Annotated in this window: 11 protein-coding genes and 1 other RNA gene; 1 reads left to right on the top strand and 11 read right to left on the bottom strand. The window is 28.8% G+C overall.

Annotation, left to right across the window (positions count from 1 at the left end):
• From rnpB to LLF98_RS11515, 7 genes are all read right to left on the bottom strand, one after another.
• Window positions 1-346: RNase P RNA component class A (gene rnpB / locus LLF98_RS11545), an RNA gene on the bottom strand.
• Window positions 347-514: 168 nt separating this feature from the next.
• A complete protein-coding gene (locus tag LLF98_RS11540; RefSeq protein WP_291703717.1) occupies window positions 515-820 on the bottom strand; it encodes a hypothetical protein in 306 nt (101 codons plus the stop codon).
• A gap of 160 nt (window positions 821-980) precedes the next feature.
• The gene (locus LLF98_RS11535) at window positions 981-1,772 is read right to left on the bottom strand and encodes a Nif3-like dinuclear metal center hexameric protein (protein ID WP_291703715.1); all 792 of its coding nucleotides are present in this window, start codon (window positions 1,770-1,772) and stop codon (window positions 981-983) included.
• 11 nt (window positions 1,773-1,783) lie between these two features.
• On the bottom strand, window positions 1,784-2,476 hold the full coding sequence (locus LLF98_RS11530; protein ID WP_291703713.1) for a class I SAM-dependent methyltransferase: 693 nt from the start codon (window positions 2,474-2,476) through the stop codon (window positions 1,784-1,786).
• Window positions 2,477-2,655: 179 nt separating this feature from the next.
• Window positions 2,656-3,789, bottom strand: a complete 1,134-nt coding sequence (gene rpoD, locus LLF98_RS11525) for an RNA polymerase sigma factor RpoD (RefSeq protein WP_291703710.1) — start codon at window positions 3,787-3,789, stop codon at window positions 2,656-2,658.
• 5 nt (window positions 3,790-3,794) lie between these two features.
• On the bottom strand, window positions 3,795-5,564 hold the full coding sequence (gene dnaG, locus LLF98_RS11520) for a DNA primase (protein ID WP_291703708.1): 1,770 nt from the start codon (window positions 5,562-5,564) through the stop codon (window positions 3,795-3,797).
• 298 nt (window positions 5,565-5,862) lie between these two features.
• Window positions 5,863-6,888 carry a deoxyguanosinetriphosphate triphosphohydrolase gene (locus LLF98_RS11515; RefSeq protein ID WP_291703706.1) on the bottom strand — a complete coding sequence of 342 codons (1,026 nt, stop codon included), beginning with the start codon at window positions 6,886-6,888 and terminating at the stop codon, window positions 5,863-5,865.
• A 260-nt stretch (window positions 6,889-7,148) separates the two neighbouring features.
• Between LLF98_RS11515 and LLF98_RS11510 the strand changes: the two genes are divergently transcribed.
• A complete protein-coding gene (locus LLF98_RS11510; RefSeq protein WP_291703704.1) occupies window positions 7,149-8,216 on the top strand; it encodes a CotS family spore coat protein in 1,068 nt (355 codons plus the stop codon).
• Between the two features lie 432 nt (window positions 8,217-8,648).
• Here LLF98_RS11510 and ppdK read toward each other — a convergent pair whose 3' ends face one another.
• The 4 genes from ppdK to recO form a co-directional block, all read right to left on the bottom strand.
• Window positions 8,649-11,276, bottom strand: coding sequence for a pyruvate, phosphate dikinase (gene ppdK / locus LLF98_RS11505; RefSeq protein ID WP_291703702.1), 2,628 nt, complete (start codon window positions 11,274-11,276; stop codon window positions 8,649-8,651).
• 81 nt (window positions 11,277-11,357) lie between these two features.
• Window positions 11,358-11,996: a helix-turn-helix transcriptional regulator gene (locus LLF98_RS11500; protein ID WP_291703700.1), complete on the bottom strand. Its 639-nt coding sequence runs from the start codon at window positions 11,994-11,996 to the stop codon at window positions 11,358-11,360.
• A gap of 206 nt (window positions 11,997-12,202) precedes the next feature.
• Window positions 12,203-12,805, bottom strand: a complete 603-nt coding sequence (locus LLF98_RS11495; RefSeq protein ID WP_291703699.1) for a DUF4342 domain-containing protein — start codon at window positions 12,803-12,805, stop codon at window positions 12,203-12,205.
• A 6-nt stretch (window positions 12,806-12,811) separates the two neighbouring features.
• Complete coding sequence (gene recO, locus LLF98_RS11490; protein ID WP_291703698.1) at window positions 12,812-13,561, bottom strand: DNA repair protein RecO; 750 nt, start codon at window positions 13,559-13,561, stop codon at window positions 12,812-12,814.
• Window position 13,562 lies beyond the last annotated feature (1 nt).

The raw sequence follows: 13,562 nt of genomic DNA, 5'->3' as shown, positions 1-13,562 counted from the left end.
TGCGAGATAAGCCATAAGCCGAGTTCTGTATTAAGCAATCATCTATCTAGGTCTACTGTTGCCAGTAGACTCAAGCGACGCACCCGGAGGCGGGACGGGCAGCCCCTTAATGCCTCTCTATTCGGTCTTGCTCCAAGTGGGGTTTACATAGCCGTGAAGTCTCCATCACGCTGGTGAGCTCTTACCATCACCTTTCCACCCTTACCTAAGTAAAACTTAGGCGGTATATCTCTGTTGCACTTTCCTTCAAGTCGCCTTGACTGGGTGTTATCCAGCACTCTGCCCTATGGAGCTCGGACTTTCCTCTCCTAGATCTAAGTCTAGCAGCGATTGCACGTCTCACTCGCAAGATATATATTAACACATTTTTTTCAAATATACAAATAATTTTTTATTTAAATATATGTTATAAAATACATTAATATCTTTATTGGGTAATTTTTTTATATATGTTCTTCTCAAACTCCATATAAATCTGTTCTTCAATTGTATATTGTAAATTTTAATATATGCTTTATATTAAAATAAATATTAATGTTAATAAAAGTATTATTATTACTCCATACAAGCTTACACCGCAAAATAGTAATGTTAAAAGTATTATTCCACCAACAATTAATTTAGGATATAATAACATTAAAAGAGGAGATTTGCAATGGAAAAATGGTGGAAATCCATTGGGTCTTCCCCCACAGTTATTTCTTCTCATTCCTACTCTAAAAAAACCTTTAATTGCTCTTTTACTATGTTTAAAGATATTTTTAAAATCCTTCTTCAAATCCTCTCCAGCCCCATTAGTAAAATCATCATCTTTGCTCATAACCCACCCACAAAATTATTATTACAATATTATTATATGCACATGTGTTATATTTTAGTTATTTAATCTATGCATGCAATTTTTGCTTTATTTAGGTATATAACAGTCAATATACTAGCATATTGACTGTTATTTTTTTGATTATGTCTTATTTATATTTCTAAACAAAGTCATAAGGATCTTTACATTTTTCTGAAGCAATGAATTCTACATCTTTAAATTTTTCCTTTAAAAATTCTAATGTCTTTAAAAATACAAGATATTCTGTTGAAAAATGTCCTGCATCGATTATACTAATTTTCATTTCTTTAAAGTCTGATGCAAAATGATAAGTTGTATCTCCTGTTATTATACAATCAGCTCCAAGGCTTTTTGCTTTATAAAATAAGTCTTGACCACTACCATTTATTATTGCCAATACTTTTACTTTCTTACAACCTTCAACAATCCTCATATCTTTTATGTTTAATTTTTCTTTAACAAGTTTTATAATATCGCATAGTAAAATTTCTTTTTCTAATCTCACTAATCTTCCAATCCCAACATCCAAATAATTTCCAAATTTATTAGGTTCAATTATTTGGATTGAATTAAATCCTAACATATTAACTATTGTCTCATTAATGCCATTTTTAGCACTATCTAAATTTGTATGGCATGAATATAGAGTTATATCTTCTTTAATTAAAGCTATAACTTTATTGCCTAAGAGGTCTCCCTTAATTATATTTTTAGGCTTTTTAAATATTAACGGATGATGAGTTATGATTAAATCACACTTAAATTTTATAGCTTCTTTAATCACTTCATTTGTACAATCTAAAGATAATAAAACTTTCTTTGCTTCTTTATATTCATCTCCAACCATTAATCCCACATTGTCATAATCCTCCATTAGACATTTGGGCGCAATTTTTTCAATTTCCTTTGTTATATCTATTACCCTAGTCATAATCTCACCACCTAAAAGTTTTTTAATAATTTCTCTAATTTTTGATTTTTTTCTTTTAATTCATTTTTACGTTCTATTGCATGTTCAGTATTATCTTTAATAAACTCCATAACCTTTTTATTTTTTTCAATTTTACTTTCTATATATGATTTTAATAAAGGTGATTTTTTATTTATCATAGTTGGGCTTATTTCATAGAATATATCTTCTAATAATATATAGTCTCCTGTTTTATATTTTACTTTGAATATCTCATAATATTTATTTTCATCTAAACATATATCTTCGTCTATAATTTCATAGTTATTATTATATAAATATTTTCTTAAAACTTCAGGGTTTTGAGCAGGTTGAAGTATTAAATACTCTAAACTCTTAACTTTATTCAAATCATTTTCTAATATATCTCTAATTAGATTACCACCCATTCCAGCAATTATTACAGCATTAGCTTCTCTATTATTTAAAGGAGATAATCCGCCACCTAATCTTAAATCTATTTTATCTAATACTCCATCTAACAATGCATTAATTTTTGCTTTTTTCAAAGGTTCTTTATTTATATCTGAAGCAATAACCTTAGAAGCAATATTATTTTTAACTAAATAAATGGGTATATAGCCATGATCTGTTCCAACATCCATTATAACTTCAACTTTATTAAGTTTTTCTATAATCCAATTTAATCTTTTACTTAATTCCATATTAACCTCTTTCCTAATGTACAATTCACAATTCATGCCCTTTAGGGTACCCTGTGGGCAATGCATAATTAAGGATGAAAGCTTACCGCGTTAACTCCTTAATTGTGCATTGTGCACTGTGTATTTTTTTATAATGCATAAGTGAAAAATAAGCACCTAAAATATAGGTGCTTATTTGTTTAATCTAAATAATCTTTTAATTTTTTACTTCTTGATGGATGCCTTAACTTTCTTAAAGCTTTCGCCTCAATTTGTCTAATTCTTTCTCTTGTAACATTAAATTCTTTACCTACTTCTTCAAGAGTTCTAGCTCTTCCATCATCAAGTCCAAATCTTAACCTTAATACTTTTTCTTCTCTAGGAGTTAATGTATCTAATACACTAATTAATTGTTCTTTCAGCATTGTAAATGCAGCAGCTTCAGCGGGTGCTGGCGCTTCATCATCTGGAATAAAGTCTCCTAAATGAGAATCTTCTTCTTCACCTATTGGAGTTTCTAATGAAACTGGTTCTTGTGCTATCTTTTGAATTTCACGAACCTTTTCTACTGGAAGTTCCATAACCTTTGAAATTTCTTCTGGGAATGGATCTCTACCTAATTCTTGTAATAATTGTCTTTGTACTCTTATAAGCTTATTTATAGTTTCTACCATATGAACAGGTATTCTAATTGTTCTAGCTTGATCCGCGATAGCTCTTGTTATTGCTTGCCTAATCCACCATGTAGCATAAGTTGAAAATTTATATCCTTTTCTATAATCAAATTTTTCAACAGCTTTTATAAGTCCTAAGTTTCCTTCTTGAATTAAGTCTAAGAATAGCATTCCTCTTCCAACATATCTTTTAGCTATACTTACAACTAATCTTAAATTTGCCTCTGCCAACTTCTTTTTAGACTTTTCATTTCCTTCTTCTATTTCCCTAGCATATGTTATTTCTTGTTCGGAAGACAATAAAGGCACTTTTCCAATTTCTTTTAAATACATTCTAACTGGATCATCTATGGCTATACCTTCTGGCACTGATAAATCAAGTTCTTCATGCCCAGTATCAGTATCGTTCACATCACCTATAATTTCAACATTTGCAATTTCCAAAACTTCATATATCTTTTCTATTTGTTCTGGACTCAAGTCAATGTGATCCATTGCTTCCATAATTTCTTTATATGTTAACGAACCATTTTTTTTACCTCTATCAATTAACTCCTTTACAGCCATCATCTTGCTGTTCTTATCCTTTTTGTCATCTTTTGATTTTACTGCTTTTCCATTCATTTTTTGTTCCATATTATTATTGCCTCCTTCCGTCATAACCTTCAACCTCTCTCTCCCTTTTTAAGCGTTTCCGATAATTTAGTAAGTTCCATAGCAATTCGTATAGATTCTTCAATTTTCCCTTCTTTTTCAAATCTATTTTGCTTTTTCTTTAAATCTTCAATTTGCAATTTAAGTTTAAAGCTTTTAACTTCTTTTATATAATCCTTGATTAATCTCTCTTTATCTGCGAAATCTAAAATTTCATGTTCTTTTATTTTAGTAAATTCTTTAGAACTTTCTATATCATCACATCTGCTTTCTACATAAGATATTATATTAATAGTATCAACACTTTTCCCTTGTAATATTAATGAATAAATTTTATTATGTGATTCCATTACAAAATCTCCTGGTTTTATAGCATTTATAAGTTCATCTTGAAACATGAATTTAATTAATGCTCTCTCAGCTTTTAAATATCCTGGTTCTACATATAATTTTGTTCCAAAATCTTCTTTTTTATTTATAAAATTTTCTTCATTTTGTTTTTTTGATATTACTTGTGAAAGTAAGTCATATAGTGCCTGCTCTTTAATTGATGTTTCTTCTGAAATTTTTTTTATATACACATCTTTTTCTATAGGGTTTAGATCTGCCAAAATTTCCGCAAATTTTTCTCCATATGCTATTAATTCATTTCCATTTTTAAAATTTATGCCTTGTGCTGCTCTTTTAATTCTATATTCAATTAGAGGCAATGCTTCTTTTGCTAACCTTAAAAATGCCTGTTTTCCATTATTTCTCACAAATTCATCTGGATCTTTCCCCTGTGGTACTGTTAATACTTTCACATCAAATCCAGCATTTCTTAAAATTTCGAGTCCTCGGAGTGTAGCAGTCTGTCCAGCCAAATCGGCATCATAAGAAATTATTACTTTATTTACATACTTTTTAAGAAGTCTTGCTTGATTTACAGTAAGTGCAGTTCCAAGTGATGCTACAGTATTGCTTATACCATATTGATGAAGTGCTATTAAATCCATGTACCCTTCAACTATAATAATGTAATCCTCTTGTAGCTTATTCTTAATTGCAAAATTTAATCCATAAAGATTAGTTCCCTTTTGAAAAATCATTGTCTCCGGTGAATTTAAATATTTTGGTTTTGAATCATCTAAAACCCTACCTCCAAATCCAATAACTTTTCCTTTTACATCAAATACAGGAAACATTACTCTATTTCTAAATCTGTCATATGTACTTCCATTTTTTTCATTTTTAGAAATTAATCCTGCTTCAAATAACAAATCATCCTTGTATCCTTTTGATCTTAAACCATTTATTACGCCATGCCAGTTATCATGTGAATAACCTAATCCAAATCTTTTTATAGTTTCTTCCTTAATTCCTCTTTTTAAAAAATACTCTTTTGCTATTTTATTATTTTGTAAATTTGCAAAATAATATCTAGCAGCATCTACATTTGTCTTGTATAAAAGTTCCTTTTTTCTAGAAATCTGATTGTTTTCCTGCCCTTCTATTTGTAATATAATATTAACTTTATCTGCTAAATATTTTGCTGCTTCTAGAAAAGTAAGTTTTTTATATTTCATAACAAATGTAAGTACATTTCCTGCTTCACCACACGAAAAACATTTATATATTTGCTTTTCACTAGAAACACTAAATGATGGGGATTTATCATTATGAAATGGACATAACCCCATGTAATTTCTTCCTGATTTTTTTAACCTTACATCTTCTGAAATAATATCAACAATGTCACTTTGTTCTTTTATTTTTTTTATTACTTCTTCTGGTATCTGCAAGGAGACATCTCCCTCCCTACTGCTTTTTTTCAACAATTATATATTATTCGCCATAATAACGAGTTTTCCTCCTAACTATTATAATAAATTTTATTATAATTTAAGATTTAGCTCATTTTGAAATAATATGAAGTTGAATAGCACTATTATTATTATAATTCTTTTTTTTATTTGAAAATCCTCTTTTTTATTTGAAAATCTTCTTTTGAATTTTCAAATTCCATTTGTTTATGAAAATTTTTCTTCAATATGCCTTGATTATAAGCTCAATACATAAAATAAATTTTAATAAAAAATATTAATCTATTACTACTTTAGGAACAAATATTTTATTAAACAGTAATAAACAATAATCATCACTCATGCCAGCAATATAATCTGCTACTGCTCTTTGCAGACTTTCCTTTTTAGCTATTTTTAAATAAATTTCTGGCATTTGTTGTGGATTTCCTTCAAAATATTTAATTAATTGCTGTAATATAAATTTTGCTTTATTTCTCTCAACCTTTAATGTATATCCTAAATATATATTTTTAAACATAAATTGCCTAAGTTCTATCATTGCTTCGTTAACTTCTGTACTTAATCCAACTTCTTTTATTCCATTATTAATATTATCATTTGAAGTTTTTACAAAATCTTTTATTAATGTATCTAGCCTTTGAGCAGAACTATCTCCTAAAACTCCAACGATATCTTTAGGTAGCTGTTCTTTACTTAGTAATCCGGCTCTTATAGAATCATCTATATCATGATTTAAATAAGCCATTTTATCACTAAGTTTAACTACAATTCCTTCTAAAGTAATTATATTTTTTATAGTTCCAAGCCCACTATGATTTAATATCCCATTAATTACCTCTTTTGTCAGATTAAGTCCTTGCCCATCATTTTCAAGTTTAGTAATTACTCTTACGCTTTGTTCATTATGGCGAAAACCACCTTTTAAATATTCATTTAATACATCTTCACCATTATGTGCAAAAGCAACATGACCTAAATCGTGCCCCAGCGCTATTGCTTCAATTAAATTTTCATTTAATCCAATTCCAACACCAATAGTTCTTGCAACTTGGGATACTTCTAATGTATGAGTTAGTCTAGTTCTATAATGATCACCAAAGGTTTTTATATATACTTGCGTCTTATGTTTAAGGCGCCTAAATGATTTGCTTTGAATAATTCTATCTCTATCTATCATATAACAAGTTCTAATATCATCATCTTTTTCTCTAATCTCTCTTCCTAAAGAATTTTTTGAAAAAGCAGCGTATTTAATTAATGTCAAGCTTTCAAAACCTTGAATTTTTTCTCTCACATTCATATTTTATCACCTCTTTTTATGCATTCTATATTTATCTTTATATCCCTCTATTTATCGGCTATATTTATTATTTGCAAAAAATAAAAAAATACTATTGTTCACATATATTTTTTTAATTTTATCAAGTACTTTAAGTATATTACTAAAATAACTTTAATATTATTTAATATTAAAGAATTTTATCTGGAGTGTTAAAGCTCTACCTAAAAAATTCAACCTTATTATCACACAAGAATAACCTAATAAAGAGGAGTGTATTTATGGGCAATGAAGTTTTATCTTTACAAGAATGTAATCTTTCACCTGAAATCATAAAACAAAATGTTTTGCCACACTATAATTTGCAAAACTCTAAAATTTCAATAATTAAATTTAAAGATACAGATAAACAAAGAGCAGTATATAGAATAGATTTTAAAGAAAAAAGTTATTGTTTAAAAAAAGTTTATTATAATCAAGACGATTTACTATATGTATATTCAGCAATTGAATGGCTATATAGAAATAATATTAGAGTACCAAAACTTCTACCTACTATTAATAAAAATAGATTTGTATCTTATGAAGACATGCTTTTTATACTAACCCCTTGGATCGAAGGTGAGAAATGCAGTTTTGATAATATTAAGCATGTTATGCTTTCTGTAAAAAAGCTTTCTACCATTCATTCAGTATCTCGAAACTTCAAACCCATTTTAGGTAGCTCATTAAAAGAAGGATTTGATGATTATTACATATCAACCTTAAAACATTTTCAAGATTTACTTCAAGCATCAAATGAAGCCTTTAAGTATAAAGATAAATTTTCAAAACAATTTATTTCAAGCTTTGATATAAATTTAAGTCTTGCAAAAATTTCTTTGGATATCTCAAATAAAATTGATAATTCTAACTTGAGTAAATCTTTATGTCATGGTGATTATGTTAATAAAAATCTGATTTTTCCAGTTGATTTAGATCCTTGGATAATAGACTTTGATAAATGCAAAATAGACTACTGTGCTAAAGATTTAGCATATTTTATGCGTAGATTACTTAAACGTGAAAATACTAAATGGGATATAAACTTAGCTTTATCTGTATTAGAAACTTATAATGAATCTTCTCCATTAACAGATTCAGATCTAAGATATTTAATTTCATATATTTGTTTCCCACAAAAATACTGGAAAATCTCAAGAGATTATTATAAAAATATTTACAAGTGTAATAAATCTGCTTTTTCAACTTTACTTTTAAATGCAACTTTAAAAACAGACCTTCAATATGATTTTGCACTAACCATAATAGATACAGTACAAAAAAAGTTTAATAAAACTTTACTCTAAAACTATAGGTATAATGCACTATCGTTTACTAGAACAAAAGTGGCTATGCTATACTGTCAATTGGTGAATGGATCCAATTTTGATGATTTTACCATACTTTCTTTCAAGCATGTGTTTTCCAACTTTACGAGCAAAGAAATAAATACTTAAATAAAATAACAATTACAGATATTGACCATCAGGCTAATGTAACAATACAAATTTTTTATCATTATTTTGAATTTTACTGGAACTTTATTGTGAAGGTGGAATTGGTTTTCTGATAAAATGGATTGACTCTGGAATGAAAAAATAAAAATAAGGTATTGAACTTAAAATTAATAATAATTTTAAATTTCAATACCCTATATTTTTATAGTATGAATAACCTCAAATCCTTATTGTATTAAGGTTTATCTACTAAATTTACACTATTTATCTAATTCCTTAGAATTATCTTGGATTTTTTACTTGTGCTTGTGCTGCTGCAAGTCTTGCAAGTGGCACTCTGAATGGTGAGCATGATACATAATCAAGTCCCATATTGTGGCAGAATTCAATTGATGATGGATCTCCACCATGTTCTCCACAAATTCCAAGATGAATGTCTGGACGTGTAGATTTTCCTTTTTCTACAGCTATCTTAATTAAAGAACCAACTCCTGTTTGATCTAACTTACCAAATGGATCTTGTTCATAAATCTTCTTTTCATAGTATGCTGATAAGAATTTAGCTGCATCATCTCTAGAGAATCCAAATGTCATTTGAGTCAAGTCATTTGTACCAAAAGAGAAGAACTCTGCTTCTTTAGCTATTTCATCAGCTGTTAAAGCTGCTCTTGGAATTTCTATCATAGTACCAACTTTATATTCTAAAGTTGTTCCTTTTTCCTCCATAACTTCTTTTACTGTATTTACTATAATATCTTTAACATATTTTAATTCCTTAATTTCTCCAACTAATGGAATCATTATTTCCGGAACAATGTCATAGCCTTTACTCTTTTTAACGTCTATAGCTGCTTCTATGATTGCCCTTGCTTGCATCTCAGCAATTTCTGGATAAGATACTGCAAGACGACATCCTCTATGACCCATCATAGGATTAAATTCATGTAACTCTTGAACTGTAGATTGTAATTCATCAAAAGTTATTCCCATTTCTTTTGCTAATTCTTTAATATCCTCCTCTTCTGATGGTAAAAATTCATGTAAAGGTGGATCTAATAATCTTATAGTAACTGGTTTTCCTTCTAACGCTTCATAGATACCAATAAAATCTTCTTTTTGCATTGGTAATATCTTATCTAACGCTACTTTTCTTTGCTCTAAATCCTTAGATGTAATCATTTGTCTTACAGCCATAATTCTATCTTCTGCAAAGAACATATGCTCTGTTCTACAAAGACCTATACCTTGTGCTCCAAATTCAACTGCTTGCTCTGCATCTTTTGGACTATCAGCATTAGCTCTAACCTTTAATTTTCTTATTTCATCTGCCCAGCCCATAAAGGTTGCAAAATGTCCTGAAATTTCTGGAGTAACTGTCTTTATTTTTTTCCCATATACATTACCACTAGTACCATCAATTGAAATGAAATCTTCGTCTGTATAAACTTTTCCATTAACTTCTACAGTTCTCTTTTTCTCATCAACTTTAATAGTTCCACATCCAGCCACACAACAAGCTCCCATTCCTCTTGCAACTACAGCAGCATGAGAAGTCATACCACCCCTTACTGTAAGAATTCCTTTTGCAGCTAGCATACCTTCTATATCTTCTGGAGAAGTTTCAAGTCTTACAAGTACTACATCTTCACCAAGTGCAGCTCTATCTTTAGCTTCATCAGCTGTAAATGCAATCTTACCACATGCAGCTCCTGGAGATGCTGGTAGCCCCTTGCAAATCGGATTAGCTTTCTTTAAATCTTCAGTATGAAATGCTGGATGTAACAATGTATCTAATTGCTTAGGTTCAACTTTTAAAATTGCTTCTTCCTTACTAAGCATTCCTTCTTCAACTAAATCAACAGCTATCTTTAAAGCTGCTTGAGCTGTTCTCTTACCATTTCTAGTTTGTAAGAAGTATAATTTACCTTCTTCTATAGTAAATTCCATATCTTGCATATCTTTATAGTGATTTTCAAGGGTATTAACAATTCCCTCAAATTGAGCATATATCGCTGGATTTTGTTCTTTTAATTTTTCGATTGTAAGTGGTGTTCTAATACCTGCAACAACATCTTCACCTTGTGCATTCATTAGATATTCGCCATATATAGCTTTTTCACCATTAGCAGGATTTCTTGAAAAGGCAACTCCTGTTCCTGATGTTTCTCCCTTATTACCAAATACCATTTGTTGTACAGTTACTGCCGTACCCCATTCTCCAGGATAATCATTCATTCTTCTATATATTATAGCTCTTGGATTATCCCATGATCTAAATACAGCTTTTATAGATTCAATCAATTGCACTTTAGGATCACTTGGAAAATCTTCACCCTTTTCTTTTTTATAAAGTTCTTTAAATTCTCCAACTAATTCTTTTAAATCTTGAGCAGTTAAATCTGTATCAAATTCAACGCCTTTCTTTTCCTTAAGTTCATCGATTTTGTTTTCAAACAATCTTTTTTCTATATTCATAACAACATCAGAGAACATTTGAATAAATCTTCTATAAGAATCATATGCAAATCTAGGATTGTTAGTTAATTCTGCCATAGCTTCTACAGCCACGTCATTTAATCCTAAATTTAAAATAGTATCCATCATACCTGGCATAGAAACTCTTGCACCAGATCTTACTGAAACTAATAAAGGGTTTGAATTGTCTCCAAATTTTTTACCAGTAGATTCTTCAAGCTTTGTTAAGTTATTATAAATTTCGCCTATTATATTATCAGAAACTTTTCTACCATCTTCATAATACTTATTACAAGCTTCAGTTGTAACAGTAAATCCAAATGGTACAGGAATTCCTATATTGGTCATCTCTGCTAAATTAGCACCTTTCCCTCCAAGTAAATTTCTCATTGAAGCATTTCCTTCACTAAAAAGATATACATACTTATTTGTCATCTCACTATTCCCTCTTTTCTTATAATTTTCTCAATATATTACTATCGATTCCTTTCTAAGGCATCGTAGTTACCCTAACAATTAATTCTCATTTCCCCCAAGTTTAACAAATAATTTTGTTATATTAGTCTTTGAGACCTTACCAATTATTTTTATTTGGTCTCTTCCCTCTGTCTTTTTTAATATCTCAACAATTGGGATACTATCAATTTCATGTTCAATAATTTTCTTAGCTAAATCATAGACATTGTCATTTTCATTTGCACAAATTATATTTGGCATTCTAGTCATTATTACACCAACAGGAACCTTATGTATATCTGTTCCCCCTATTGAAATTTTAAGAAAATCTTTTCGAGAAACTGCACCTGTTAGTACTCCATTATTTTCTATAAATAATGTCCCTACATCATTAAGAAATAGGTATACTATTGCATCATATACCATTGTATCTTCCCTTACTGTCACAGGCTTAGACATTATTTCAGACACTTTGATTTTACTTATATGCGCATAAAGTAGTCCACTAGAGGACTTTCTAGAATATACATATCCAACTTTAGGTCTAGCATCTAAAGTTCCTATCATTGTAAGAACTGCTAGGTCTGCTCTAAGAGCTGCTCTTGTTACTCCAATTCTCTCAGCAAGTGCTTCACTTGTTATTGGTGCATTTTCTTTAACTAAGCATACTATTTCTTCTTGCCTAGGTGATAATTTCAATCTTATCCCTCTTTCTACTAATACAAGAAATATTTAGTCAATATTCATTAATATTCATTAATATTCATTACTCTATTATATCATGTAATTATTTTTTGACTAGACTTGATTTTTAAAAAAATCGAATAAATTTTCCAATTATTTCTTGTATAATGATTTTATGCCACTTTTTTGTCTGTTTTTCTCTATATTACTCTTAATATCATTTAATTTTCTGAGCTTTCTTTTTCTTCATCAAAGTTAACAGTATAACTATATACTGTATCAGAACCATTATTATTAGAATCTTTCTTCATTTCATTAACTTTATTTTTAACTTTATCTGCAAAATCATTTGCCTTATTTTTAACATCATTTGCAATCTTAGAAATTTGTTTGTTTATTATTTCTACAGAACCATCTTCTTTAGTTATTTCTATTGTAATTTGAGTTGCTATTGCTGCGATAACTCCTGCTGCAAGTATTGATGGAATTGCAATGGCTGCAACACCTGCTGCAATTCCTGCATTAACAGGAATATCAATTAATTCATTATCATCTTTTTTAATCTTTATTCTTGTCACATTACCTTTTTCTATTATTTGTTTAAACCAAGCTTTTAACTCTTCTATGGAAATTGGAGCTTTATTATCTTCATCATTTTTAGAAAATTCATTATTATCATCTAATGTATCTTGAGCTTTTTCAATGTATATTAAAGCTTCTAACACGTCTCCTTCACATACTTCTAAAGCTTGCTTTGCTTTTTCGTAACTTACACCTGTTCTTTCACGTACAATATCAACCTTTTCTAATGTTACATTTTCCATAAATCATCACTCCTTAATAAATTTTAACATATCTAAACTTTTAGGTTTTCTTACATAATTATTGCATATAAAAAAATTAGTTACTTTTTCTAGTTCAGCTTTTATCTCATTATTTAAATTTAATCTATATAATTTATCTACATTCATGTTCATTAAGAATCTCAATGCATTATACGTGCCCTTTGATATAAATAATCCATGCTCTCTTGGGCAATCATCACATACACCTCCATAATAAGATAAGCTTATATAATTTGATGAAGATATTTTTTTTCTACAGATACTACAATTATCCAATGTTAAATTATATCCTGTAGTTCTTAATAAGTTCAATTCAAATGTTCTTATTAACAATTCATAATCTATTGCATCTGTATTTAATAAATATAATGTTGTTACTAAATTTTTAAAAAGTTCAATATTAGCTTCATTATCAACACATGCAATATCTATAAGTTCGCATAAATATGATGAATATGTAAGTTTATATAAATCATTTAAAAGCCCTTGAAATGATTTAATTATTTTCCCTTCTTGGAGCGTGTATAAGTTTTTACCTTTATATACCATATATTCGCCATAACATAATGGCAATGTCAATGCTAAAAATTTGCTTTTACTTTTTTTTGCACCTCTAACTACAGCTGTAACTTTACCTAGTTTTTCAGTATAAAACCAAACTAATTTGTCATTTTCTTTGAAATCTTTTGTTTTTATAATCACAGCTTTAGTTTCAAAAGTTGACAGATTAATCATC

Origin of the sequence: Clostridium sp., from assembly GCF_021372645.1 — a bacterium.
GTDB lineage: Bacteria > Bacillota > Clostridia > Clostridiales > Clostridiaceae > Clostridium.
The sequence above is the reverse complement of the archived record's forward strand: the minus strand, read 5'-3'. Positions and strand labels throughout refer to the sequence as shown.

What these genes read in the sequence shown, in the direction of transcription:
- LLF98_RS11540 (WP_291703717.1), bottom strand. Translation starts at nt 820, where the DNA reads ATGAGCAAAGATGATGATTTTACTAATGGGGCTGGAGAGGATTTGAAG.
- LLF98_RS11535 (WP_291703715.1), bottom strand. Translation starts at nt 1,772, where the DNA reads ATGACTAGGGTAATAGATATAACAAAGGAAATTGAAAAAATTGCGCCC.
- LLF98_RS11530 (WP_291703713.1), bottom strand. Translation starts at nt 2,476, where the DNA reads ATGGAATTAAGTAAAAGATTAAATTGGATTATAGAAAAACTTAATAAA.
- rpoD (WP_291703710.1), bottom strand. Translation starts at nt 3,789, where the DNA reads ATGACGGAAGGAGGCAATAATAATATGGAACAAAAAATGAATGGAAAA.
- LLF98_RS11515 (WP_291703706.1), bottom strand. Translation starts at nt 6,888, where the DNA reads ATGAATGTGAGAGAAAAAATTCAAGGTTTTGAAAGCTTGACATTAATT.
- LLF98_RS11510 (WP_291703704.1), top strand. Translation starts at nt 7,149, where the DNA reads ATGGGCAATGAAGTTTTATCTTTACAAGAATGTAATCTTTCACCTGAA.
- ppdK (WP_291703702.1), bottom strand. Translation starts at nt 11,276, where the DNA reads ATGACAAATAAGTATGTATATCTTTTTAGTGAAGGAAATGCTTCAATG.
- LLF98_RS11495 (WP_291703699.1), bottom strand. Translation starts at nt 12,805, where the DNA reads ATGGAAAATGTAACATTAGAAAAGGTTGATATTGTACGTGAAAGAACA.
- recO (WP_291703698.1), bottom strand. Translation starts at nt 13,561, where the DNA reads ATGATTAATCTGTCAACTTTTGAAACTAAAGCTGTGATTATAAAAACA.